Source organism: Enterococcus rotai (assembly GCF_001465345.1).
GTDB classification, from domain to species: Bacteria; Bacillota; Bacilli; order Lactobacillales; family Enterococcaceae; genus Enterococcus_L; species Enterococcus_L rotai.
In genome coordinates this window covers 973,791-996,109 of sequence record NZ_CP013655.1, presented here as the reverse complement: position 1 = coordinate 996,109, position 22,319 = coordinate 973,791, and the positions used below count along the sequence as shown (strand labels likewise).

Below are 22,319 nucleotides of genomic sequence, written 5' to 3'. Positions count from 1 at the left end.
TAATACCATGAAGCGATCGTTAAATAACCATTCACTAACGTTATGAAGTAAGCAAAAAAGATTGGAAATCCGTTCTTACTTTTAGTACAATAAGGTTAGTCAATAAGAGATTATTGGCGAGGCAACTTGTATTATTAGTTTTGGCTGATAATACAGGGCTCTGTTTAGAAGATGTCCGTCTTCTGACAGGGCGCCTTTTTTATTTTATGTTGTAAATTTATTCTAACGTAAAGGGATTGGAATAGTCAATAGAATTTTTTCGAACAATTTAAAGAGTCAAATTTTGGCCGGAAAAATGGACAAGTTTGACAAATGAAGGAGAATTCTTTGGATTTTGCTTGCGTTGGAGATTGAATGTGATTTCTACTAAATTATATGCATAAAATAATTGGAAAAACGGAGATTCTTTATAATCAATAATGTTATCCAAGTAAAAAAGTGTTTTTATTATAGGCGATAGTAATACTCCAAGCTGAAAAAGCGATTACTTTAACTATTAAAAATAAAGGAACTAAAGATACAATTTCTTCAACAACTTATTAAAATAGTAAAAATGAAAGAAAAGATATTGAGAATTCTATTTAGGTTTTTAGCCAACACCATTATATAACAATTTTTTGTAGTTAAATGAATCACTGGACCATTGTCACAAATAAGTGACAATAATGTTAGATATTTAAATGGCAATAAGGTATTAATAAATGTTAGAGTAAATAAAAAATATAGGAAGGTGAAATTTATGAGTAAAATTTTAGGATTAATAAGCATTATTCTACTAGGTATAGTGTCTTATTTTGGTTTTAACTATTATAATGACACATATAAGACTTCTACAGCCTACGCTATCACACCATTAGAAATTCCTGTTAAGGAGCCAACAAAAGATGATAAAGGAACTGAAATAGGAGATAGCTATTCTTATAATTATACGGTTACTTTTGTAAAAGCAAACGGTGATAAACAAAAATTGGATTTTGAGATAGCGGGTAAAGACCCTAAATCATTTGAACCTGGAACGTATATAAAAGCAGAAATAAGTAAAAAAAGGGTGAATGCTCCTACCCAAATCACAGAAAATGAAGTTCCAAGTGACGTGAAAGCAGAAATAGAAAAATAAAAATTAAAAGCACAATGGTCTAGTGTTATTGCAAAAATTTTCTAATAAGTTTGTTTTAGTACAAAATATTGAGAAAGATAGCTTGGAGCAATGAAAATAGAGTATTTTAAAGAAAAGAATTCAAAAAAATAGGATTATTATGGACAGTGAATAAATCCTATATTAAACGAATCGAGAAACAACATTATCTGTATCGTACCATTGATGTAGACGGTTTAGCATTACAAAAAGAGTAATACTCAATCAATGTATACTTTATTAAGACAATGAACGAAACAATTTGGTGGACCAAAAATTCTGGTAACCGACAGGTTTTGATCAGATGATACTTTTTAGCTTTGTATAAAATAAAAAAATGAAATACTTCAATTTTAAAGGGTGGTGAATTAATATGAACAATGGATATACAACAAACCCTCTTGTTATAGCGGGTGTAATTCTCTTTATAATAGGATTGTTTATTTTTATCTTTGGAAAAAAATTTATTTTACTTCGAGCATATTTTGGGGATAGAAGCATGTTCTCTCAAATTCTTTGGGGAACTGTTATTATGTTAGTCGGTTTCGGACTACTATTTATTAGTAATGTTTTTTCATAAAAAAGTAGCTTATGTTCGTTCATATGGATTTTATCAACCAGAATCTGTAACGGATATCTTTAAGAAGGAATAAGAATATTGAAAGAAATCGCACCTAAAAAAAGAAATTCGACGAACATCAAAACATATTAGCTGATACCTTAGTCCTTCCTTGCATTCTCGTCCTCTGTTTTGAGTACAAATTAAAATATCAAAACATAAATATCATTGAATCTTTAAGTTTACTTATCTTATTAATTTAATAGTATTTACGAACTTATTATTTAATTAAATTAGTTAGAAGTGAGCGAAAAGTCCATGATTAATTTTATAGATTAAGAATTTAATTTTAAAAGGTTTTACAATCACATATGGTAAAAATATGATTGCAGCCACTTATATGTCCTGCCTTTCGCATATAACCCATTTCATGGAGAAGTTTTCCCACGCATTTTCTGTAAACAATTAGCCCTCTTTCTTTTAAGACTTTAACGATTCGAATGGTTCCATATCGTCCATGATGTTCATGAAAAATAACACCAATCTCTTCTTTAAGCAGTTGATTTTCCCGTTTTCTTTTTGAGGGTTTTCTTTTGAGAAATTCATAAAAACCAGATTTTGAAACATTGAGTGTTTGACAAGCCCGTTGAATGTTTACTGTCTCTTTATTGTCTTTCAAGAATTGAAATCGTATTTCTTGCTTGGCTTCAAGAATACCCTGAACTTTTTTAACAGTTCAAGCTCCTCCCCTAAATAACGATTTTCTTGTTCCAGCTTTTTTATTTCATACTGAGCATCAAAAAGCGCGCTTCCTTTCCCGGGAAACACACTATCTCCATATTTTTCGTATTCTTGAACCCAACGGTACAAACTATTGGCGTGGAGACCTAATTGAACACTCACTTCATTAACTGAAAAACTTTCTTCAATAATTAATTTTACTGCAGCTGTTTTGAATGCTTTATCAAATGAACGTCTGGACATAGGAATTTTCCTCGCTTTCTCTTTTCTCTCTGTCCAGTTTATTATACCAGTTCCAATATTTCAGAGACTACTTTACTGGGACACATTGATGCTATCAATAGTGCACTAGAACTTGTAAAATCTTCGTCCTTAGGCGGAAACGAGTCTTCAAGTACAGAGTCAACAAGCTTTAGTTCTTCAGAAGAACTTAAACCGACTATTAATGTTTCATATAAAACAATGTACGTTGGTGACAAATTAACCGAAGAAGATATTTTAAACTGGGCAACATTTGAAAATGCTGATGGGTTAAAAGCTGGCTTCGAAGTTATCGGAGATCCTATTCAAGTATACCAATTAAGCAGTACTTTAGCTGAACCAGGTGTTCATCAAATTAGATATTGTCTAGAAGCAACAACACGTACTAGTTAAAAACGTTATTTAGCAGAAAAAACGATTGTTTTAACTATTAAAACTAAAGGAACTATAGTTCTAATTCTACAGGGAACACAAATACGACTAATTCATCTGGAACATATATATATAACCAATAGGTAAAACAAACCTAATTAGTTCAGCTTCTACAACAGCAGGCTTGCCATACATGGGTGAAAAGCATTCACCATTGTTAACAGTAATTGGTCTAGTTTCCCCTTATGAGAGTGATCCATTTGATACAATGTACTGATATTAATTACTAACATAAAATCTAGAAATGTGATAATATTGACTTAATTAAAGAAAGGTAGGTAGTTTAATATGACAGATTACGAAAAAAAAGAAGATAAAGTTCTTGAAAAAATTGTGGTGACTGTAGAAAAGCTTGATACTGATCTTGAAAAAATCGACACATTAGATGAAGACGTGGACAAAAAACATGAAATGAAAAAATGGTTTGCAGAGAAAAAAGCAATTCATGAAATCAAAAAGATTCTTCACGAAGCGAAGAAATATGAAAAGTATGATGATAAAGAATTAGAAAAGGCTGGAGAATATTTTAATTCCTTTGAATAATAAAGAGTTACTGGCATGTATAGTGACCATAAAAAGTTAGACCTTTTTCGGAGTAGAGAAATCTACTCCGTTTTTTTGTTATTAAACTGCTTTATTTTCGGTTATTCGAAACTATACAGGCTTTTCCAGTCTGATTTCTGTTTCATTCGTTCATTGTGGTAATAATAGATATAAGTGTCCATTCCCGTTTTTAGTTCTTCAAAACTAGAATAGGTTTTCCCGTGATAAATTTCTTGTTTTAGAAGACTAAAGAAGTTCTCCATGATTGAATTATCTAGACTGTTGTCCTTTCGAGACAGACTTTGAAAAATGTTCTGTTTCTTCAGTTTATGACATAAGTTTTTATCTGATACACCCAACCTTGACCTGAGTGTAAAGCGAGCGGATACGGACAATCATTTTTTAGATTCATTGCAATGCGCCAAGTATAATTGGTTTGTTTAACTCAGCTTTTGGTTAGATAGAAATTAGCTATCCTATTGGTTTTCAAGAAACATATCCTAAAAGATATCAAATAAGTAAACTTCCGCAATAGTCTATTAAATTAGATAAATACGCCTTTTTTAATTGCCTGAATAAGCAAGTATTTCATAACGACAGCTTCTAAAGTTTAAACAAGTTCCAATTTTCACTATTACCTGGCAAGCTTCAGTAAAATACCAAAAAAACTAAACAAATGAATATGAATAGCAGCTTAAAATAATTATGCCACATTTTTTATTATGATATACTATCTAGTGAGGTGAAGGTAAATGGTCAATATGAATGATGTTGCAAAAAAAGCAAACGTCTCTAGAGGGACTGTATCCAATTATGTCAATCACGTAAAAATCAAGCCAGAATTAGCTGCTAGAGTAGAAAAAGCAATTGAAGAGTTGAATTATATACCAAATCAAGCGGCTAGATCATTAAAAAAACAAGAAAGTGACATCATTGTATTTATATTACCAACGATATGGACGCCATTTTTTTCTGAATTGGCCTATTATATCCAGTTAGAATTGCAAATTCAAAATTTTAAAATGTTATTATGTAATTCTCAAAATGATTATAATTTAGAGTTAGACTATATAAAAATGGCGCAAGAACAGAAAGTCAAAGGAATTTTGACTATTTCCTACAGTGATATAGAACCCTATCTTATTTCAAACATACCGATTGTTTCAATTGAGCGTTATTTTAATAGTGCTATTCCATTTATAACAAGTGACAATTTTGGTGGGGCTAGACAAGCAGCAGAAGAATTGCATAAACGAGGATCAAAACGACTGCTGTTAATTTTAAGAGAGTTACCCAATAATTTAGGTATTTTTGAACGAATGAATGGTTTTATTGATTATTGTACTCATAATGAATTGGAATATGAAGTTTATTTAGATAAAGGAAACTCAATTGATTTTCCCAAAAGACTAGATCTATTTCTAACTGAAAAATTTTCAGAGAATTGTCCTTTTGATGGGATTTTTACTGTAACAGATCGATATGCAGAATTTGTTTTTAATACATTTGCACATTTACCGTGGTCGATTCCAGAAGATGTACAATTAGTTGGTTTCGATGGTGCTAGAAGCTTTTCTAATCAGTCATTGACTATTTCAACAATGTCTCAGGATGTGCGTGAGATTGCTCGTTTAAGTGTGAAAGAGTTAGTGGAATTTGATGATAGCTTAGCTATACAAAAGAAACATATATTACCAGTGAAGTTTACAGAATTTAAGACGACTAGAAAATTGGATGAAAAATAAATCCAATTTTTTTGTTTGAAAGCCCTTGCTTTTTTGGAACGTTCCAAGTATTATAATAATTATATATGGAACGTTCCAAAAATGGTTTTTTCTAAAACAATCAAGGAGATGAATAGTTTGGATTATAAAAAAATTGCTGAAGAAGTATTAGAAGGTGTCGGGGGAAAAGAAAATATAGCGAATGCTGCTCATTGCGTTACGCGTTTACGCTTAGTATTGAATGATAGTAATAATTATAATAAAGAAACATTAGAAAATATCGAAGGCGTTAAAGGAGTATTTTTTAATAGTGGACAATTACAAATTATTTTTGGTACAGGAACAGTAGAAAAGGTTTTTGCTGCATTTCAAGAAGTTTCAGGGATAAAGGAAGCTTCATTGCAAGATGTAAAAGCCTCTGGAACGAAGCAACAGAATAAATTACAACAAGCATTTAAAGTATTCTCTGATATATTCATTCCAATCATTCCAGCTTTTGTTGGGGCGGCGATGATTTTAGGATTGAAGTCACTATTAACGACACAATTTGGCTTTTTAGGCGGATCAATGGCGGAGGAATGGCTTTGGGCGCAAGATTTAGCTAGTTTTCTAGGCGTTATTGCGACAACATTTGCTTATCTTCCTGTCTTAGTCATGTATTCAGCAACCAAACGATTTGGTGGAAATCCGATCTTGGGTTTAGTGTTAGGTTTTGTGATGATTACACCAGATTTGATGAATCGTAATGACTTTGTCTTGGGCAATTATGATACCCTATCCTCTTGGCATGTATTTGGATTATCCATCCCACAAGTTGGGTTCCAAGGCGGCGTGTTTCCAGCAATTTTAACGGCATGGTTCTTATCAAAAACAGAAGCATTTGCGAAGAAAAAAACACCACAAGCGTTGAGTTTTATTTTGGTACCGACAGTTACGATTTTATTCTCTGCTCTTGCTTTATTCTTAGTATTTGGTCCAATCGGTAATGCAATCGGCACGGGATTAGGATGGATCATTGATATTCTATATAACAAAACAGGATTTGTGGGTGCCTTTGTTTTTGCAGCATTGCTTCAGCCACTTGTTGTAACGGGCACGCAACACGCGATCCAGGCCATTGAAGCGCAATTAGTTGTGGCCACAGGATTCAACTACATTCAACCATTATGGTCCGTTTCAATCATCGCACAAGGTGGAGCAGCATTGGGCATGTTTTTCCTTGCAAAGAAAAATTCTAAGCGTCGTGAAACAGCAATGTCTAGCTTTGTTCCAACATTATTTGGTATTTCAGAACCAGCAATTTTTGCAGTCAATTTACGTGACTCGATCATTCCATTTCTTGCTGCTTCATTTTCAGCAGGGATCGGTGGTGCTTTTATGAAAATATTTGATGTCAAAGCAACAAGTTTTGCTTTAACAGGTCTACCAGGTTTGACGATCGTATACCCACCTAGATTGATCTTTTATATCATCGGAAATTTAATGGCATTTATTTTACCGATTATTATTTTGATTGTTTGGAATCGAGTTAAAGGGGTAAAAGGAGCAGAAATAGGGAAAGGTAGTACCTTATAAAAAGAAGGGACGTCTGAGAGCAATTGATGAGTAAAAAAATTGAAAAATATACATTTTATACGACGGAATGGCAAGAATATTTAAGTCAATTAGAAGAAAAAATAAACGAGAGCGCCTATCTCCCAAAGTATCATTTATACCCCAAGACAGGCTTGATGAATGATCCAAATGGTTTGAGCTATTTTAATGGCAAGTATCAAGTATTTTATCAATGGTTTCCATTTGATTCTTTTCATGGAATGAAACATTGGGGCCATGCTACTTCTGAAGACTTGGTTAAATTCAAAGATGAAGGTTTTGCTCTTATTCCTGATGAAGAATATGAAAAAAATGGTGCTTATTCTGGTAATGCATTTGAATACAATGACGAACTCTATTTGTTTTATACAGCGAACTATAAAACAGATACAGGGAAGTTAGCGAAGCAAGCTTTGGCGATCATGGATAAAAAAGGAACTATTACTAAATATCCGAAGAATCCAATCATTGATGGTGCACCGAAAGGATTTAGTCAAGAATTAAGAGATCCTTTTGTTTTTGAGCGTAACGGTTCTTTTTATATGTTACTTGGTGGAGGTCGTTTTGTGGAGGGAGAACAAACGGGTTTTGGCGACATTGGTGAATTGCTTTTGTATAAGAGTACTAATTTATTGGATTGGACGTATCAAGGAACGATTGATTTACCGATCGATAAAGGTTATATGTTAGAATGTCCGAGCCTTGTAACGATTGATGGAAAAGATGTTTTATTTTTATCACCGATGGGCTATGAGAAAGAAACGTATCGTTACCAAAATCGTTTTTCCTCAATTTATTTAGTAGGACAATTGGATGTTGAAAAAAGAACGTTTGAATTAGAGCACGTGGATGAGTTGGATGCTGGTTTTGATTATTATGCCCCACAATCATTTTATGGAAAGAATCAGTTGCCGTTAACTTTTGGCTGGTTTGGTTGTGGTGAGCAAGTGTATCCAATTGATACTGAGGGTTGGAAACATGGATTGACAACTGCACAAGAGATGAAATTAATAAATGGAAAATTTAGGCGTTTTCCGTCACAAGAATTACAAAAACAGTTTACCAATAAACAAACAATGGTCACTGAACTACTTAATTTAGAATCCCCGTATTATCATCTTCAATTTGAATTGAACAAAGAACAAGATTCGACTATTTACTTTGGTACAAAAGATGATTTTTGGCAATTGAATTTAGATGAAAAAAAAGAAACAGTAACGATTGATCGTAGCCATTTAGCTAAAAAAATTGATACCGAATATGGTATGAAACGAACATGTGAAATTGCTGAATTAGCAAATAACATCACAGTGGATGTGTTTGTTGATAATAGTTTTATAGAACTGTATTTAAACGAAGGAGAACGTGTTTTTAGTTTTAGGGTATTCTTAGAATCAGAACAAACCACTATTTTGTTTTCGAAAGAAACGGAAGCTACGTGGGCATATTTTGAATAATATAGATCTCTATACGCATCTTGATAGATTTAGTCAAGATGCGTATAGATTTTTTTGTGCGATTTTTTATATACGTAACATTTTTATACTCTGTTCTTGTTTTCAGCAGAAATTAAATTTGTCTAGGAGGTATATAAGAAGGATGGGAGTATCTGCTTATTTCGGTAAAGAATTGCAAAAAAAATGAATTTATTTGATTAACAACTTAATTCAAGGCGCGCAAAATAGTCTTATGAGAAGCGTTGACTGACTAACAAGATAATAAGGAAGAAAAAATAATTAAATAATGGGAATAGGTTCTTAATAACAATCAAAAGGAATGATCAATCTTGTTAAAAACTGAAATCTATCTTTTCAACAGGAAGAACAATTAATTCTAAACGATATCACTACATCATTTGAAAAAAGCAGATATACAACAATCACTGGACCATCTGGAGTGGAGAAAGTGCCTTTCTTAAATTGTTGGTTTCTTTACTGACATCAACGGAAGGGTCAATTATTTTCAATGATCAAAATTGTGCCAATTTAATACCTGAAAATTAGCACATGCAAGTCTCCTATAGCGAGGTAGGATCTTTCTTGTACACTGGATGGACGGCTAGTACGTTTAGTAGGCAACCGCTTTAATTACCAACCTGATCAGATAACCAATGATCGACTAGTTTTGTTACCAGAGCCACAAAAAGTGGTGCAGTAATCAACATAAAAATTTCGTACATGAGAGCAGTTATCACATTTCTGTCAGTTGCCACATGTAATTGTACGTCTAATTTAAAGAAAGAAAAATACATTTTAAGTGGTCAGGGAAACTCTGAAGAAAATACTGAAGTGGTTATCAGATATGATAAAGATAATGAACGAACCTCAATAAGAATTGAAGCAGAAGGCATTGATGGAAATGTGATTTCATATATAGTCAACTACTGGACAAACTAAATTTAACAGATTTCAAAGAAATACTTAATTTGTAAAAAGTGCCTAATATAACTACAAAAGATATACATGAGCTCGTGTTAGTTCAATATAGTGATGAATATACGTGGAGTAGTATACCGATTTAAAAACAAAATGGTACAGTTGTCAAAAATGTTTAGTAACCGAAGGAGAAGGTAGTATGTAATTCATGAAGAAAAATGTATTGAATCAAGTGGTACTAATAAATTAGTAAAGGAGAAAGCCTCTTATCAGCATTAGACACAATTCAATTGATTATAAATTTTAGTATTTTTATCATTGCTTTGATTAGTTTGATTATAGATAGCTTACAAACGACAACAAAAGTAACCGCTCATATCTTTGGCGAAATAACGGTTACTAATTTGTAATTAAAATCGCTACCCTCTTAAACGGTTCTACACGAGAGATACACTAAGATATATTTCTCTTTTCATTATTATTGTACATGAAAAGTATATTAAAACAAAAGTACTTAAGTATAAATAGGTGCTTGCTTCATCTTTCAATAAAACTATGTTTATCTGCATTTTTTTATTTCATAAACTTCACATTCTGAACGAACGCTTCTAACTCTTCTCTACGCTCAATATTATGGTTACATTTCTCACTATCATAGCAAATATAATTCCCACGCTTTGTGTACATACCATCACCAGATTCTTTCACCTTAGACAGAAACATCGCAACTTCTGACGTTTCATGACAAATAGGGCAGATGCCTTTTTGAGTCGTAGGAGCAATCGTTCCGGAAACGCCGACTAGTTGCCCATCGATTGAAGCGATAATAAATTTTTGTTGTTTTCCACTATCATTCCAACTGTAAAAGGTATAATCTCTCAAATCCATTGTTTCCCATTCTGGAATTTTCAATTTCTTGGTCTTTTTAAAGAGCTTTGTCAGCCGTTGTTTTGAAGGCGGATCAAACGGAATAACCGCTTCTTTTAACCCTTCCAAATAGTGTTCCAGTCTAGGCTTAGAAGTCGCAGCTTCTAAAAATCCTTCTAATAAAGGCTGTAACTGATCTTTATCTGCGCCAAACTGTTCATTGATTTTCTCAAGAACGATCGCTTGCAGTGTTTTGATTGTATTTTTATCATTTACAGATAAATGAGCTTGTAGCAAAATATTGGCTTGCTTTCTAATAAAATTAAATTGATATGGTTGTATTTGTTTATTCATAATGGATTTCCTCTCTATCATTCAAGTGATAAAGTACTTTGCGTAAAGGCAATCCTTCAACAACCAAAGCACTTTATTATGTCAAACCTGAATGGGCTTTTGATCGAGATACGTGTTTTTGAATTGGTATCATATTATCACCCCGCTAACATAATTTTCCTTTATTATAACGCAAATCCTCAAATTTATAAATTGGTATAGCAAAAAAGCAATTGGTTCAGTTGAAAAACCATAAAGAGTAAGCTAAACTAAAACATGGCGCTATTTTAATTCGAAATAAACTATTGAAAATAAAACAAATCTTAGGAGTGAAGCAATTGGAAAACAGATATGTCATCATCCTCGCTGCCGGTAAAGGAACACGTATGAAATCAAAACTTTATAAAGTGTTGCACCCTGTCGCTGGAAAACCAATGGTAGAGCACATCATGGATCAAGTGGAAAAAACGAATCCAAGTGAAGTTGTCACGGTCGTAGGTCATGGTGCAGAAGCAATCAAAAGCCATTTAGGTGAGCGTAGCCAATATGCTTTACAAGCAGAACAATTAGGAACAGGACACGCTGTGTTGCAAGCAGAATCGCATTTGGCAGGCAAAAAAGGAACGACTCTTGTTATCACAGGAGATACACCGCTTTTGACTTCTGAAACATTAGCGAACCTTTTTGATTACCACCAAGGTAAAAACGCCAGTGCGACGATTTTAACAGCGCATGCGGAAGATCCAACTGGATACGGTCGTATCATTCGTGATCATGTGGGCATCGTTGAAAAAATCGTGGAGCAAAAAGATGCATCTGAACAAGAAGCTCGTGTTCAAGAAATCAATACTGGGACATTTTGTTTTGATAACGAGGCGTTATTCAATGCTTTATCTAAAATCAATACCAACAATGCCCAAGGCGAATATTATTTAACAGATATTATTGAGATCCTTAAAAAAGAAGGTAAAACTGTCGCGGCCTATCAAATGGCTGACTTTGAAGAAGCGATGGGAATCAATGATCGTGTGGCCTTAGCTGAGGCGAATAAAATCATGCACCGTCGTTTAAATACGATGCATATGAAAAATGGTGTCTCATTCGTTGATTCTGATTCAACGTATATTGACGAAGGCGTTGTGATTGGTTCAGATACAGTGATTGAAGCCGGTGTTCATTTAAAAGGGAAAACAGTCATCGGGGCTGATTGTTTCATCGGTGCCCATTCTGAAATCGTTGATAGTGTAATTGAAGATAATGTGAAAATCACCCAATCTGTTGTCGAAGAAAGTATTATTCGCAAAGATGCAGACGTAGGCCCATTTGCTCATATTCGTCCAAAAGCTGAAATCGGCGAACGTGTTCACGTTGGTAACTTTGTGGAAATCAAAAATGCAACGGTGGCAGAAGATACTAAAGTTGGTCATCTGACTTATGTTGGGGACGCTGACTTAGGTAAAAATATCAATGTTGGCTGCGGTGTAGTTTTTGTGAACTATGATGGTAAAGACAAACATCGGACGAGCATTGGCGATCACGCGTTTATTGGATCAGCGACAAACTTGATCGCCCCTGTGAATGTTGCCGCGAATTCAGTTATCGCAGCAGGTTCAACCATTACAGATGATGTAGCAGAGTTTGACTTAGCGATTGCTCGTGCAAGACAAGTGAATAAAGAAGGCTATGGGAAAAACATGCCTTATATGAATAACGAGAAATAAGAAAAAAGAGGCCGAGACAAAAGCGTTTAGCTCCGAGAAATAAGAGGGAATTCACGGAAATTGCTTTTCAAATTTTTGTGAATTTCAGCTTATTTCCGAAGGAGCTGCTTTTTTCTCGCCGTTTATTCGGATTTAGAGCGCGAAACAAAACTTTTTTTAAGTTTTGTCCCACGCTCTTTTTTTAGTTATCCTATTTTCCGTTTACGATTATATTCATAGAAACTGTAACCAGAAAGACCAATGATAAGGATACCTAAACCACCGTAGGTAACAATTTTTTCACCCATTTTCGGGTAATTCACTGTTTTATCACTAGGTTTTGCTGGTTTTAACTCATTCGGTTTTGTTTTATCTGGATCTTTTGGATCAGGATTTGGTACAGGTTCGGGTTTGTTTTTCTTATTGAACTCAGCTTCTGAAATGGAAACGATCCGTTCGCCTGGAAAGGCTTCTTTGTATTGTGATAAGTCAATATTTGTAGCAGCATCATATAAGCGAAGGTTTGTACCTTGTTTTAGATGATTGATCAAGACTGTGTCTAAAGAAGGGCCTTCTTCACGCTCGCCGCCTAGCATATCGTAGCCATCGCCGCCAGCTGCCAAGAAGTCGTTTGTCGCCATATAATAGGTTGCTTTTTCATCGATTGGCGCGAATTTTCCAGTTGTGCGGTCTTGAACTTCAATTTGCAGTACTCGTTCTCCAACGATGGTTTTATCTGTCCCATTGCCTTCGTCTGCTGGCAGTAAAGACCCTTTTTTAGTTGAATCATAGTGTACACGAATCGTGCTGGAAACATGAAGGAAACCGCCATTTGCACCAAGTTTAGGCTGATTAAAGTCATCTAATATGATCTTGCCATTTTCGTCTTTTTGAGCCATAGAGCGAAGGGATAATTCAAACATATCCTTGACTTGGCTACCTGTAACACTGATTTGAGAGATACTATTTCCGAATGGCATGACGGCAATAACATCACCTAACGTTACTTTGCCAGGTTCAATATTTGCTCGGATACCCCCACCATTTGTAACAGCGAAATCAGTTTGGTTTTTAAAGCCGTGTTGTCCATAAGTCCACATGGCATCTCCAATCAAATTCCCTAAATTGGTTTCTCTCGTTCGTACATTATCGCGTTCTCCATTGAATTGATAAGGATTGTTTTCAATCACAACCTCTGATCCCCACTCTTCAAAATTAGCTTTAGCTTGATCAACTAATGCTTTGACTGCAGGATTTTCCTCTAAGCTAGCTAAAGATTCTGCTGGTGTTAAGGAAGCTGTTTTTTTGCTAAGGTCTGTTAAGTCAACATCTACTAAACCGACATTATTCAAGTAATTCCCTGTTTGGGTATACATGACGTTTCCAAACTGTTTGCCGCCATCTACAGCTGTATGTGAATGGCCATCTAGAACAGTGATATTCAAATCAGGATATTCTTTACTTAATGTTTCAGCCAATGTATCGCCACGCCATTCATGTGGTGTGGTTTCGTCGATGCCTAAATGACCTGTTACAACATAAGCAGTAACCGCTTCACCAGAATCTTTGATTGTGTTGATTGCTTTTTTCGTTTCAGCGATTGGATCGGCAAACGTCACACCTTTTACATTGTTTGGGTGAGTTTTAGTTGCTGTTTCTGGTGTCGTTACCCCAATAATTGCGTATTTCTTCCCAGTTTTTTCAACGATTGTGTAAGGTTCAAAGACCAATTTTCCATCTTTAAATGTGTTGTTGGATAAGATTGGAAAGTTTAGTTTGTTCTTATATTCCATGGCCGTATCAAATCCAAAGTCAAATTCATGGTTGCCAACAGCCATCGCATCGTAGCCCACTTCATTCATGACAGCTGCCATATCCATTCCTTTAGAGAAATTGGAAATCGGCAAACCTTGGAAAACATCTCCTGCATCAATCAAAAGGTCAGGTTGTACTAAATCTTTGTACGTTTTTAATCGAGCCATGCCTAAAACATCCTTGCCGTTGCCTTCTAAGCGGCCGTGAACATCGTTTGTATGCATGATCGTAATGGATTCTGGTGAGAAGCGAGCATCGAGAACATCTTGTTTCGTGATTGGTTTGACGTTAGGTGTCCGACCATCTGCAGCAGGTTGTGTTTGTAAGGTACCATCATTCACTAGTTTAACAGCGAGATCACGCCAGTTTTTATTGAAATGATAGCCAATCACTTCCCAGTTATTTTCAATTTCTACTGTTGGGTCAATGGTTTGTTTTTCACGGATATAATCAGCGATCAAACCGCGAAGTGTTTCTGGATCAGTGGATTTGATGGGTTCTTCCGTCACGAGACCTTGTGTTAATAATCCTTCATAACGATAATTGTTCATAGCAATGCTATAATTTGCAGTTGGGTCAACTGGTTTTCCGTCGATCGTTGGATTGATTATACGTTGCCCATGTGGTTTAGAGATATCGATTTTGTAAGAAATCCCAGAAAAGATATCATAGTTGTACACACGGATTTTTTCGTTAAAGCTGATGGTTAAGTCATCTGGACTAGGTGTGTTGTAATAATCCGCTTGATTTTCCATGTACGTTAAAAGGTTTTCCCCGGTGATATTGACACTGACTAGTGTATTAGGGTATTTATAAATATCAAAGATGTTTGAGTATGAGATATCTCCTGCGTTTAATTTACTATCTGCTTTAAAGAGAGCAGAGGCCGCAAGCTGTGCACCTGTTGCTTTTCGTTGAACATTGTTGATCAGAGAAATCATCGCAGTCGGACGCAGTTGCGCTTCAGGAATTCCTTTTACTTCTTCAGGCGGTAAAAAGTCACCAGTCGCTGTTCCAATTTTTTCTGAGATAAATTCTCTCGTTTTATCATGGTATTCTTTTGTTTCAGCTTTTAATGTTTCATCTGCTGGGACAGTTTTAGTACTTATGATGGCGGGAACACTGTTTTTGACGTGCCATTTGTCTCCAGTTTTTTCGAGATCAAGGTCGATTTTGATCATTTCTGTTCCAGTATCTTTAGGTCCAGCTACTGGAACAAGCCCATTTGGTCCTTGGATTTTTTCTGCGAAAGAACGGTGATCATGGCCTAAAATATACGCATCGATACCAGCGACATTCGTGATGACTTGATCAGCACTTGCAGCTGGATCAGAGTTTTCACGCCCCGCATGGATCGAAGCAACAATGATATCCGCATCGTCTTTTAGCTCTGCAACGGCTTTTTCTGCTTCTTCTTTCAAAGGAATAAAGGAAAGACTGTCAACTTTTGCACCATCCCATAAAGGAATTTGTGGTGTGGTTAAACCGATGATACCGACAGTTAAATCAGTCTCGCCATCGTTATCTAGATCAATCGCTTTTTTTGTGGTTCCGCCAACAAAGCGGCTTCCGGAGTCTTTAACATAAGTGTTTGCAGATAAGATTGGAAATGCGGCTTCAGTATCAAGTTTTTTGATTAAATCCAAGCCAAAATTGAATTCATGGTTCCCCAAAACCATGGCATCATATTTCATGTAGTTCATTGCTTTGATCATTGGATTTGGTTTCTCGATCAAAGGTGCTTTGTTGTAAAGGTCATCCGTTAAAATCGTTCCTTGGTTCATATCGCCATTATCGATTAGAATCGTGCCATTAGGATTTTCTGCACGAATGTTATTCACGACAGAGCTGACCTGAGACAATCCAACGGGAGTTTGTTTATCATCCTCATATGACCAGTTCCATAGCTGACCGTGGACATCTGAGGTTCCTAAAATGGTAAGTCGCTGTGCAGTTTCTTCTTTATTGATTGGAGTAGTGGTCTTTTGTTCATCCGGTGTTGCGCTTGAAACAGTAGATTCTGGTTGTGTTGTTTCTGAGGTTTGTTGCTCGATTGCGAATGCAGTTGCGGCGCTAGTGCTTGCTAATAAGGTGGAAACCATCAATACTTGTAACCCAAGTTGTACTTTTTTCAAAACAGACTTTTTCACAAAATTCCTCCTCAAATTATAAGCTGAATGAGCTGTTTAGTATCGGTGGAAAATAATGGAAACTGATTGAAGTGTGTTTTGTTCAGTCAGTTTTTATCTTTTCCATGAGACCGACGCTCATGAAGCTAGATAATACGTACTTTTTAGTTCCTTAGCGGTTCGTAAAAGAATAATAATGCGCTTTCATTTTTATTAACCTCCTAAATAGTAATATATATTTTTAACCTTGTCATTAGAAAATACGCTATTTTTTAAAAAGAAAATGACAAAATCACCATATTTTAATGTTACTCGTTTTTTTCGTGTCCAGAGTTGTGCATTTTTATTAGAAAATTGTATTATTTTGGAGGAATGCCCCAAAATCACTTGATTTATTTTGAAAAAGTGACTACTATTTATAAGGAAACTATTGTTCAGTACAAGAAAGTGGAGGTCCTCATGTCAAAACATTATTTTGATCCTAGATTGAAAATCTTTTCTCTTAACTCGAATCGTCCATTAGCAGAAAAAATCGCTGCAGCTGTCGGTGTCGAATTAGGAAAATCTTCTGTCACTCAATTCAGTGATGGTGAAATTCAAGTAAATATTGAAGAAAGTATTCGTGGTTCTCACGTCTATGTCATCCAATCAACAAGCAGTCCAGTCAATGATAATTTGATGGAATTATTGATCATGATCGATGCCTTAAAACGTGCTAGTGCAAAAACAATCAACGTTGTAATGCCTTATTACGGTTATGCACGTCAAGACCGTAAAGCCCGTGCTCGTGAACCGATCACAGCGAAACTTGTAGCAAATATGCTTGAAAAAGCAGGAGCAACTAGAATGTTGACATTAGATCTACATGCCGTTCAAATTCAAGGATTCTTCGATATTCCAGTCGATCACTTGATGGGCGCTCCATTGATTGCAGATTACTTTATGGAACATGGCATTCAAGGCGATGACGTTGTCGTTGTTTCTCCTGACCATGGTGGTGTGACACGTGCCCGTAAACTTGCGGAATACTTGAAATCACCTATCGCAATCATCGACAAACGCCGTCCAAAAGCAAATGTTGCAGAAGTGATGAATATTATTGGGCACGTAGAAGGCAAAATCTGTGTCTTGATCGATGACATGATCGATACAGCAGGAACAATTTCATTAGCAGCTAATGCGTTACAAGAAGCGGGTGCAAAAGAAGTTTATGCGTCATGTACACACCCAGTTTTATCAGGACCTGCATTACAACGTATTGAAGACTCTGCTATCAAACGTTTAGTTGTGACAGATTCTATCTATCTATCTGATGATCGTAAAATCGATAAAATAGATGAAATCAGTGTTGGCGAATTAATCGGTGATGCCATCAAACGTATTCATGAAAATAAACCAGTTAGTCCATTGTTTGAAACAAAACGCAAATAAGCTGGAGTGACAATTAAAAAAACAAACATTATTTTTGTTTATCAAAATAGTGTTTGTTTTTTTTCGTCTATAAGTTGCCAAAATAGGAAGTTAACAGGAAAATATTGGTTTTGATTTTAAGTGAACGAATACATGGAATAATAAATAGAATAAGAAAACGGTTCACTCTATTTATTTATTGAGAGAAACAGAAATCATTGATTTGTCTGAGCAATAGCAAGTTCAATTTTCGTCATTTAGTGGAAAAAAATAGCAGATCAAAAGAAAAGCAACTTGATACACTGAATTTAATCATAAAAATAGTTAGGAGATAAGATGAGAAGAGAAAGATATGAACTTTGGGGGTTAACACTTCAATTAGTTGTAGTCGCAATTGCATTAGTCTATTACTTTTTTATATACAGGTAGGCAAAAAAAGTAGAGTAGAAAGTAGGAAAATAGATGATCTTAAGAATCAAAAAAAAACTCGGCGGTGTTATGGTTCCCAAAAACAAATGGCTGACCAAGTTGGAAACAATCAGTGTCCTAAGTGCGCCTAAACAGATTATTTTACCAATGAATATGCACATCGGTAAACCAGCAAAAATCGTTGTATCCACTGGGCAAAAAGTGAAAATTGGAACACTGATCGGAGAAAAAGACGGCTTGATTTCAGCCAATATACATAGTTCAGTTTCTGGAACCGTTGAAAAAATCGAAGAAAGAACCATTGGAAATAGCGAAGTATCCGTTGTGATCATCAAAAATGATTTTCAAGATACATATGAAGTACCTCATTTAATTAGCGAAAACATAGTAGAAACAATTAAAAATAACGGAATCGTTGGCATGGGCGGAGCTGGTTTTCCGACAGATGTAAAATTTCTTTTAAAAGAACACCAACAAATAGAAACCTTAATCATAAATGCAGCGGAGTGCGAACCTTTTGTCACGGCTGATCGACGAATCATTATCGAAGAACTCAATGAGTTTATCGAAGGAATCCGCCTCATTCAAACAAGCTGTTCCATCAAGCAATGTGTGATAGCAATCGAACGTTCATCAGAAGAGGCGATTCAAAAACTAAAAGAAAAAATCGATGACAAGCACATCAAATTAGCTATTTTACCGAATCATTACCCTCAAGGAGGGGAAAAGATCGTGATCAAAGCTGTCTTGGGCAGAGAATTGCCAGTTGGGAAATTACCGATTGATTTAAATACAGGGATCATGAATGTTTCTACGGTGTTAGCAACGTTTCATGCATTGAAAGAAAATCGCCCATTAATCGATCGTGTAGTAACGGTTTCTGGTACCCCAATCAAGCACCCTCAAAATCTACGTGTCAGAATTGGTACGCCAATCGAGCACGTAATTGAAGCGTGTGGCGGTTTTATTGAAAGCCCGATGAAAATGATCAATGGCGGTCCAATGATGGGAAAAGTGATCCAAAGTCTAGATGAACCAGTAACCAAAACAACTTCTTTGATCCTTGGATTGACTCGAGAAGAAGCGAAAATACCTGAAGAGCAAAATTGTATTCGCTGTTCAGAATGTGTCAACGCTTGCCCCGTTAATTTACAGCCTATTTCGATCAGTAACGCTTATCGAGCAGGAGATATCGAGGAAACGAACCGCTTGGGCGTACTGAATTGTATCGATTGTGGTGCCTGTTCGTATATTTGTCCGTCAAAAATCGATATTTTAGGTGATATTCGAGCAGCAAAGCAGAGAGTATTGGGGAGTCGCTGATGATAAACACAGAATATACAAGTACAGGGCCATTTATGGGGCCTCATATTAGAGAAAAATGGACATCTCAGTGGATCATGCAACAAGTGATGATTGCATTGGTATTTCCAACGGTTGCCGCAACTTACTTTTTTGGTTGGTGGTCGCTCGTCATGGTGTTGGTGAGCATCATTGCATGTATCAGCCTTGAGTTTATTTTTCAAAAAATCGTTTGGAAGAAAGGAACGATCAATGATTATAGTGCCGTGATCACAGGTTGGCTATTAGCGTTGACATTACCTGTTACTGCACCTTTATGGACGTTACTTATTGGTGATTTCATTGCGATCATTGTAGTAAAACAACTGACAGGTGGAATTGGTCGAAACTGGTTGAATCCAGCTGTAGCAGCTCGAGTGTTGTTAAAATTATTCTTTTCACCGTGGATCACGAATTGGGTCACACCGCAACCGGATGCTGTGGCAACCGCGACACCATTAGTTGATTTAGGGAACTTTGCAAGAGAAATTTCACCAACAACACCTGATTTCGTTGAGTTGTTTATGGGGTTTGGGTTAGGTGGCCCAATTGGTGAGACGTGCAAGTTTGCTTTGCTTTTATCAGCGAGTTATTTGATTGCGCGAAAGATTATCAATCCGTTGGTGCCAGTTATTACAATGGCTTCATTTTATGGGGCAATTTTATTATATAGTTCATTTAATTTTGCCTTTGCGAGTGCTCATTTGTTAAGTGGAGCGTTGATTTTTGCGGCGGTCTTTATGGTGACGGATTATACGACTTCACCGTTGACGGATAAAGGGAAGTATATATTTGCGCTTGGCTGCGGTGTACTAGCAGCAACTTTGCGGATTAGTATGGATTTACCTGGAGGAATCGGGGTCGCGATTTTAGTAATGAATTTGTTGGTACCTGTGATCAATAAGTACACGGTGTCACGGATTTATGGTGAAAGCTAGTAAAATAAGATATGACATATGATAGCCCTGCTTATAAATAAATCTTATATCCAATCAGATTGATTTTTACGATGATTTTTGCTATAATTATGTTACAAAACGATACCAGTTTTTCCAACGATACACAAAAACCACTCTATTCTTGGTAGAGTGGTTTTTCTTTACATTTGTTATGATTTCAAATGTGTGGGTTAGATAGGCAACTTGTTTTAGTCATTGTCTTTTTCATCTAACCAATGAGAAATTAGTTGAATCACTAAACCTACAAAAATAGGCGCAATAACTAATGATACCAATTTATCCAACAACCCTCACCCCCTTTTGGGGCAAGTTGCCGACAAAATTATAGCATGTGAAGTAAAAACTACGGAATAGACTTATGTTTTTTTAGAAAGTAAATTCGATTATTGTCCATCTTACTGGAACAATTTGAACGTACAGAAAAAAAGCTAGTAGATCACTTGACAGATCCACTAGCTTTTTTCTATTAATCCTTCTCCAATGCGGCCATCTGTTCACCGTACAATTTTCCATCATACATCTTGAAAAATGGATAGTAACAAATAATCGAAACCGCTAAATTAATCAGGGCAATCAATACAGCTTTAAAATCGCCACCAGTTCCAAGAAACGCTCCAATTCCCACAGGTGAAATCCAAGGAATTCCAGTAATCACCTTATTCACTAATCCAAGAGAAGAAGCAAAATAAGCAATCGTCACATTGATCAAAGGCGTTACAATAAACGGAATGATCAAATAAGGATTATAAACGATCGGTGCTCCGAAAATCACAGGCTCATTAATATTAAACAAACCAGGTAAGATAGCTGCTTTACCCAGAACTTTTAGCTGATCAGATTTTGCCACAAAAATCATCAACAAAACCAACCCCAACGTACTGCCTGCACCACCAATAAAGATATACATATTGACAAAATCGCCAGCGAAAATATTTGATCCGCCATCAATATTTTCTGTCAAAGCTACTAATAAAATTGGATTGATAAAACTATTCTTGATCACGGCTGTTCCATGAACCCCAACAGCCCATAGCAGATGGATCAATAGCATAATCACAATGATTCCCAACCAAGAACCCGTTAAATCTTTAACGAACTCAAATGGTTTTGATAATAATCCATGTAAATCGGTATGGAATACCGCTAAAATTGTATTGATAAATAACATCACAAAGGCGATAAAAATAGCAGGAATCAATGAAGCAAAAGCTTTACTTACACCATCAGGAACCCCTTCAGGCATTCGGATCGTAATATTTTTTTTCACACACCAACGGTAAATTTGAGTAGCAATCACAGCTGTAATGATCCCAATAAAAATCCCTACACCACTAAAGCGAGTCACCCAACCACCAAGTGCGATTCCATTATAAACAATCGATGTTTCACTTTCCGATTGAAGCAGCTGGGCACCGCCATCGACGATATCTGTTTGCACAATGGTCATTAAAAAGGCAAACAACCCTAAAATCGCTCCAACAAAACTACTTAGCCCATCACTTTCTTCTTTTCGGTAAATATCGGTTAAATAATAAGCCGTTGCTAAACAGTAAAAAATGGCGATCGACCCAATCGACATCGTGGTAGCCACACTATAAATCGGTGCAAATTTCAAAATCGTATTCTCAAAAAAAGGTGCTAATGGTGGAATGATTTGCGGCAAATTATTGATGATCAGAAAAATCGAGCCAACAATTGTAAAAGGCACCGTAACGATCCCAGCCTGCATAATCGCTCGAATAAAGCGCAAATTCGCAACTTTATTCAAAGGCGGCATTAATTTTGTTTCTAAAAATGTAAATACTTTATTCACTTAGTTCTCCTTGTATATTATATTTAAGGTTTTAATCTTCCGATTTTAGTGGATAACCTTATGAACCATTGTTATTTTTCATTAGGTATTAACTCAATAAATTTGAGATAATATAATTACTGGATTGAGAGGCTATGTCGTTTTCTCCTTGAGTCTATGA

19 protein-coding genes and 1 pseudogene are annotated in these 22,319 nt (G+C 35.7%); 12 read left to right on the top strand and 8 right to left on the bottom strand.

Features of this window, described 5'->3' with window-relative positions; genetic code table 11:
• Positions 1-739 precede the first annotated feature (739 nt).
• Positions 740-1,117, top strand: a complete 378-nt coding sequence (locus ATZ35_RS04665) for a YxeA family protein (protein WP_208929713.1) — start codon at positions 740-742, stop codon at positions 1,115-1,117.
• Between the two features lie 926 nt (positions 1,118-2,043).
• Here ATZ35_RS04665 and ATZ35_RS04660 read toward each other — a convergent pair.
• Both ATZ35_RS04660 and ATZ35_RS04655 read right to left on the bottom strand, forming a co-directional pair.
• Entirely contained in the window at positions 2,044-2,373 is a 330-nt protein-coding gene (locus ATZ35_RS04660) for an IS3 family transposase (protein WP_208929712.1), read from the bottom strand.
• Complete coding sequence (locus ATZ35_RS04655; protein ID WP_208929711.1) at positions 2,370-2,678, bottom strand: transposase; 309 nt, start codon at positions 2,676-2,678, stop codon at positions 2,370-2,372. The genes ATZ35_RS04660 and ATZ35_RS04655 overlap by 4 nt, the downstream gene beginning before the upstream one ends.
• A 219-nt stretch (positions 2,679-2,897) precedes the next feature.
• Between ATZ35_RS04655 and ATZ35_RS04650 the strand changes: the two genes are divergently transcribed.
• Together ATZ35_RS04650 and ATZ35_RS04645 are read left to right on the top strand one after the other, a co-directional pair.
• The gene (locus ATZ35_RS04650; protein ID WP_208929710.1) at positions 2,898-3,089 is read left to right on the top strand and encodes a hypothetical protein; all 192 of its coding nucleotides are present in this window, start codon (positions 2,898-2,900) and stop codon (positions 3,087-3,089) included.
• A 327-nt stretch (positions 3,090-3,416) separates the two neighbouring features.
• Positions 3,417-3,671, top strand: a complete 255-nt coding sequence (locus ATZ35_RS04645; protein ID WP_208929709.1) for a hypothetical protein — start codon at positions 3,417-3,419, stop codon at positions 3,669-3,671.
• 101 nt (positions 3,672-3,772) lie between these two features.
• Here the strand turns inward: ATZ35_RS04645 and ATZ35_RS16780 are convergent.
• Positions 3,773-4,086: pseudogene (locus ATZ35_RS16780) on the bottom strand (IS3 family transposase); the annotation flags it as partial.
• Positions 4,087-4,423: 337 nt separating this feature from the next.
• On the opposite strand from ATZ35_RS16780, the gene ATZ35_RS04635 reads away from it, so the two are divergent.
• The 3 genes from ATZ35_RS04635 (at position 4,424) to ATZ35_RS04625 (ending at position 8,445) form a co-directional block, all read left to right on the top strand.
• The gene (locus ATZ35_RS04635) at positions 4,424-5,416 is read left to right on the top strand and encodes a LacI family DNA-binding transcriptional regulator (RefSeq protein WP_208929707.1); all 993 of its coding nucleotides are present in this window, start codon (positions 4,424-4,426) and stop codon (positions 5,414-5,416) included.
• Between the two features lie 117 nt (positions 5,417-5,533).
• On the top strand, positions 5,534-6,970 hold the full coding sequence (locus ATZ35_RS04630; RefSeq protein WP_069638981.1) for a PTS transporter subunit EIIC: 1,437 nt from the start codon (positions 5,534-5,536) through the stop codon (positions 6,968-6,970).
• A 26-nt stretch (positions 6,971-6,996) separates the two neighbouring features.
• Positions 6,997-8,445, top strand: a complete 1,449-nt coding sequence (locus tag ATZ35_RS04625; protein ID WP_208929706.1) for a glycoside hydrolase family 32 protein — start codon at positions 6,997-6,999, stop codon at positions 8,443-8,445.
• A 626-nt stretch (positions 8,446-9,071) separates the two neighbouring features.
• On the opposite strand, the gene ATZ35_RS04620 is transcribed toward ATZ35_RS04625, so the two are convergent.
• Positions 9,072-9,167: a type I toxin-antitoxin system Fst family toxin gene (locus ATZ35_RS04620; protein ID WP_208929705.1), complete on the bottom strand. Its 96-nt coding sequence runs from the start codon at positions 9,165-9,167 to the stop codon at positions 9,072-9,074.
• Here ATZ35_RS04620 and ATZ35_RS04615 point away from each other — a divergent pair.
• Together ATZ35_RS04615 and ATZ35_RS16920 are read left to right on the top strand one after the other, a co-directional pair.
• Complete coding sequence (locus tag ATZ35_RS04615; RefSeq protein ID WP_208929704.1) at positions 9,166-9,384, top strand: hypothetical protein; 219 nt, start codon at positions 9,166-9,168, stop codon at positions 9,382-9,384. The two genes, ATZ35_RS04620 and ATZ35_RS04615, sit on opposite strands and share 2 nt — an antisense overlap.
• Before the next feature lie 224 nt (positions 9,385-9,608).
• On the top strand, positions 9,609-9,773 hold the full coding sequence (locus tag ATZ35_RS16920; RefSeq protein WP_208930427.1) for a putative holin-like toxin: 165 nt from the start codon (positions 9,609-9,611) through the stop codon (positions 9,771-9,773).
• A gap of 163 nt (positions 9,774-9,936) precedes the next feature.
• Here the strand turns inward: ATZ35_RS16920 and ATZ35_RS04605 are convergent, their stop codons facing one another.
• The gene (locus ATZ35_RS04605; protein WP_208929703.1) at positions 9,937-10,584 is read right to left on the bottom strand and encodes a FusB/FusC family EF-G-binding protein; all 648 of its coding nucleotides are present in this window, start codon (positions 10,582-10,584) and stop codon (positions 9,937-9,939) included.
• A 317-nt stretch (positions 10,585-10,901) separates the two neighbouring features.
• Here ATZ35_RS04605 and glmU point away from each other — a divergent pair, with 317 nt between their 5' ends.
• The gene (glmU, locus tag ATZ35_RS04600; protein ID WP_208929702.1) at positions 10,902-12,284 is read left to right on the top strand and encodes a bifunctional UDP-N-acetylglucosamine diphosphorylase/glucosamine-1-phosphate N-acetyltransferase GlmU; all 1,383 of its coding nucleotides are present in this window, start codon (positions 10,902-10,904) and stop codon (positions 12,282-12,284) included.
• 185 nt (positions 12,285-12,469) lie between these two features.
• On the opposite strand, the gene ATZ35_RS04595 is transcribed toward glmU, so the two are convergent.
• Complete coding sequence (locus tag ATZ35_RS04595; RefSeq protein ID WP_208929701.1) at positions 12,470-16,228, bottom strand: 5'-nucleotidase C-terminal domain-containing protein; 3,759 nt, start codon at positions 16,226-16,228, stop codon at positions 12,470-12,472.
• 438 nt (positions 16,229-16,666) lie between these two features.
• Between ATZ35_RS04595 and ATZ35_RS04590 the strand changes: the two genes are divergently transcribed.
• The 3 genes from ATZ35_RS04590 to ATZ35_RS04580 all read left to right on the top strand — a co-directional run bounded on the left by ATZ35_RS04590 (position 16,667) and on the right by ATZ35_RS04580 (position 20,325).
• Positions 16,667-17,638, top strand: coding sequence for a ribose-phosphate diphosphokinase (locus ATZ35_RS04590; RefSeq protein ID WP_086445462.1), 972 nt, complete (start codon positions 16,667-16,669; stop codon positions 17,636-17,638).
• Between the two features lie 441 nt (positions 17,639-18,079).
• The gene (gene rsxC, locus ATZ35_RS04585) at positions 18,080-19,369 is read left to right on the top strand and encodes an electron transport complex subunit RsxC (protein ID WP_208929700.1); all 1,290 of its coding nucleotides are present in this window, start codon (positions 18,080-18,082) and stop codon (positions 19,367-19,369) included.
• Positions 19,369-20,325: an RnfABCDGE type electron transport complex subunit D gene (locus tag ATZ35_RS04580; protein WP_244148214.1), complete on the top strand. Its 957-nt coding sequence runs from the start codon at positions 19,369-19,371 to the stop codon at positions 20,323-20,325. The genes rsxC and ATZ35_RS04580 overlap by 1 nt, the downstream gene beginning before the upstream one ends.
• Positions 20,326-20,534: 209 nt before the next feature.
• Here the strand turns inward: ATZ35_RS04580 and ATZ35_RS04575 are convergent, their stop codons facing one another.
• Entirely contained in the window at positions 20,535-20,630 is a 96-nt protein-coding gene (locus ATZ35_RS04575) for a type I toxin-antitoxin system Fst family toxin (protein WP_208929699.1), read from the bottom strand.
• Between the two features lie 182 nt (positions 20,631-20,812).
• Entirely contained in the window at positions 20,813-22,159 is a 1,347-nt protein-coding gene (gene celB, locus ATZ35_RS04570) for a PTS cellobiose transporter subunit IIC (protein WP_208929698.1), read from the bottom strand.
• Between the last annotated feature and the right edge of the window lie 160 nt (positions 22,160-22,319).

Coding starts and splice junctions, on each gene's coding strand:
- ATZ35_RS04665 (WP_208929713.1), top strand. CDS start 740: ATGAGTAAAATTTTAGGATTAATAAGCATTATTCTACTAGGTATAGTG.
- ATZ35_RS04655 (WP_208929711.1), bottom strand. CDS start 2,678: ATGTCCAGACGTTCATTTGATAAAGCATTCAAAACAGCTGCAGTAAAA.
- ATZ35_RS04650 (WP_208929710.1), top strand. CDS start 2,898: ATGTACGTTGGTGACAAATTAACCGAAGAAGATATTTTAAACTGGGCA.
- ATZ35_RS04645 (WP_208929709.1), top strand. CDS start 3,417: ATGACAGATTACGAAAAAAAAGAAGATAAAGTTCTTGAAAAAATTGTG.
- ATZ35_RS04635 (WP_208929707.1), top strand. CDS start 4,424: ATGGTCAATATGAATGATGTTGCAAAAAAAGCAAACGTCTCTAGAGGG.
- ATZ35_RS04625 (WP_208929706.1), top strand. CDS start 6,997: ATGAGTAAAAAAATTGAAAAATATACATTTTATACGACGGAATGGCAA.
- ATZ35_RS04615 (WP_208929704.1), top strand. CDS start 9,166: ATGAGAGCAGTTATCACATTTCTGTCAGTTGCCACATGTAATTGTACG.
- ATZ35_RS04620 (WP_208929705.1), bottom strand. CDS start 9,167: ATGTACGAAATTTTTATGTTGATTACTGCACCACTTTTTGTGGCTCTG.
- ATZ35_RS04605 (WP_208929703.1), bottom strand. CDS start 10,584: ATGAATAAACAAATACAACCATATCAATTTAATTTTATTAGAAAGCAA.
- ATZ35_RS04590 (WP_086445462.1), top strand. CDS start 16,667: ATGTCAAAACATTATTTTGATCCTAGATTGAAAATCTTTTCTCTTAAC.
- rsxC (WP_208929700.1), top strand. CDS start 18,080: ATGATCTTAAGAATCAAAAAAAAACTCGGCGGTGTTATGGTTCCCAAA.
- ATZ35_RS04580 (WP_244148214.1), top strand. CDS start 19,369: ATGATAAACACAGAATATACAAGTACAGGGCCATTTATGGGGCCTCAT.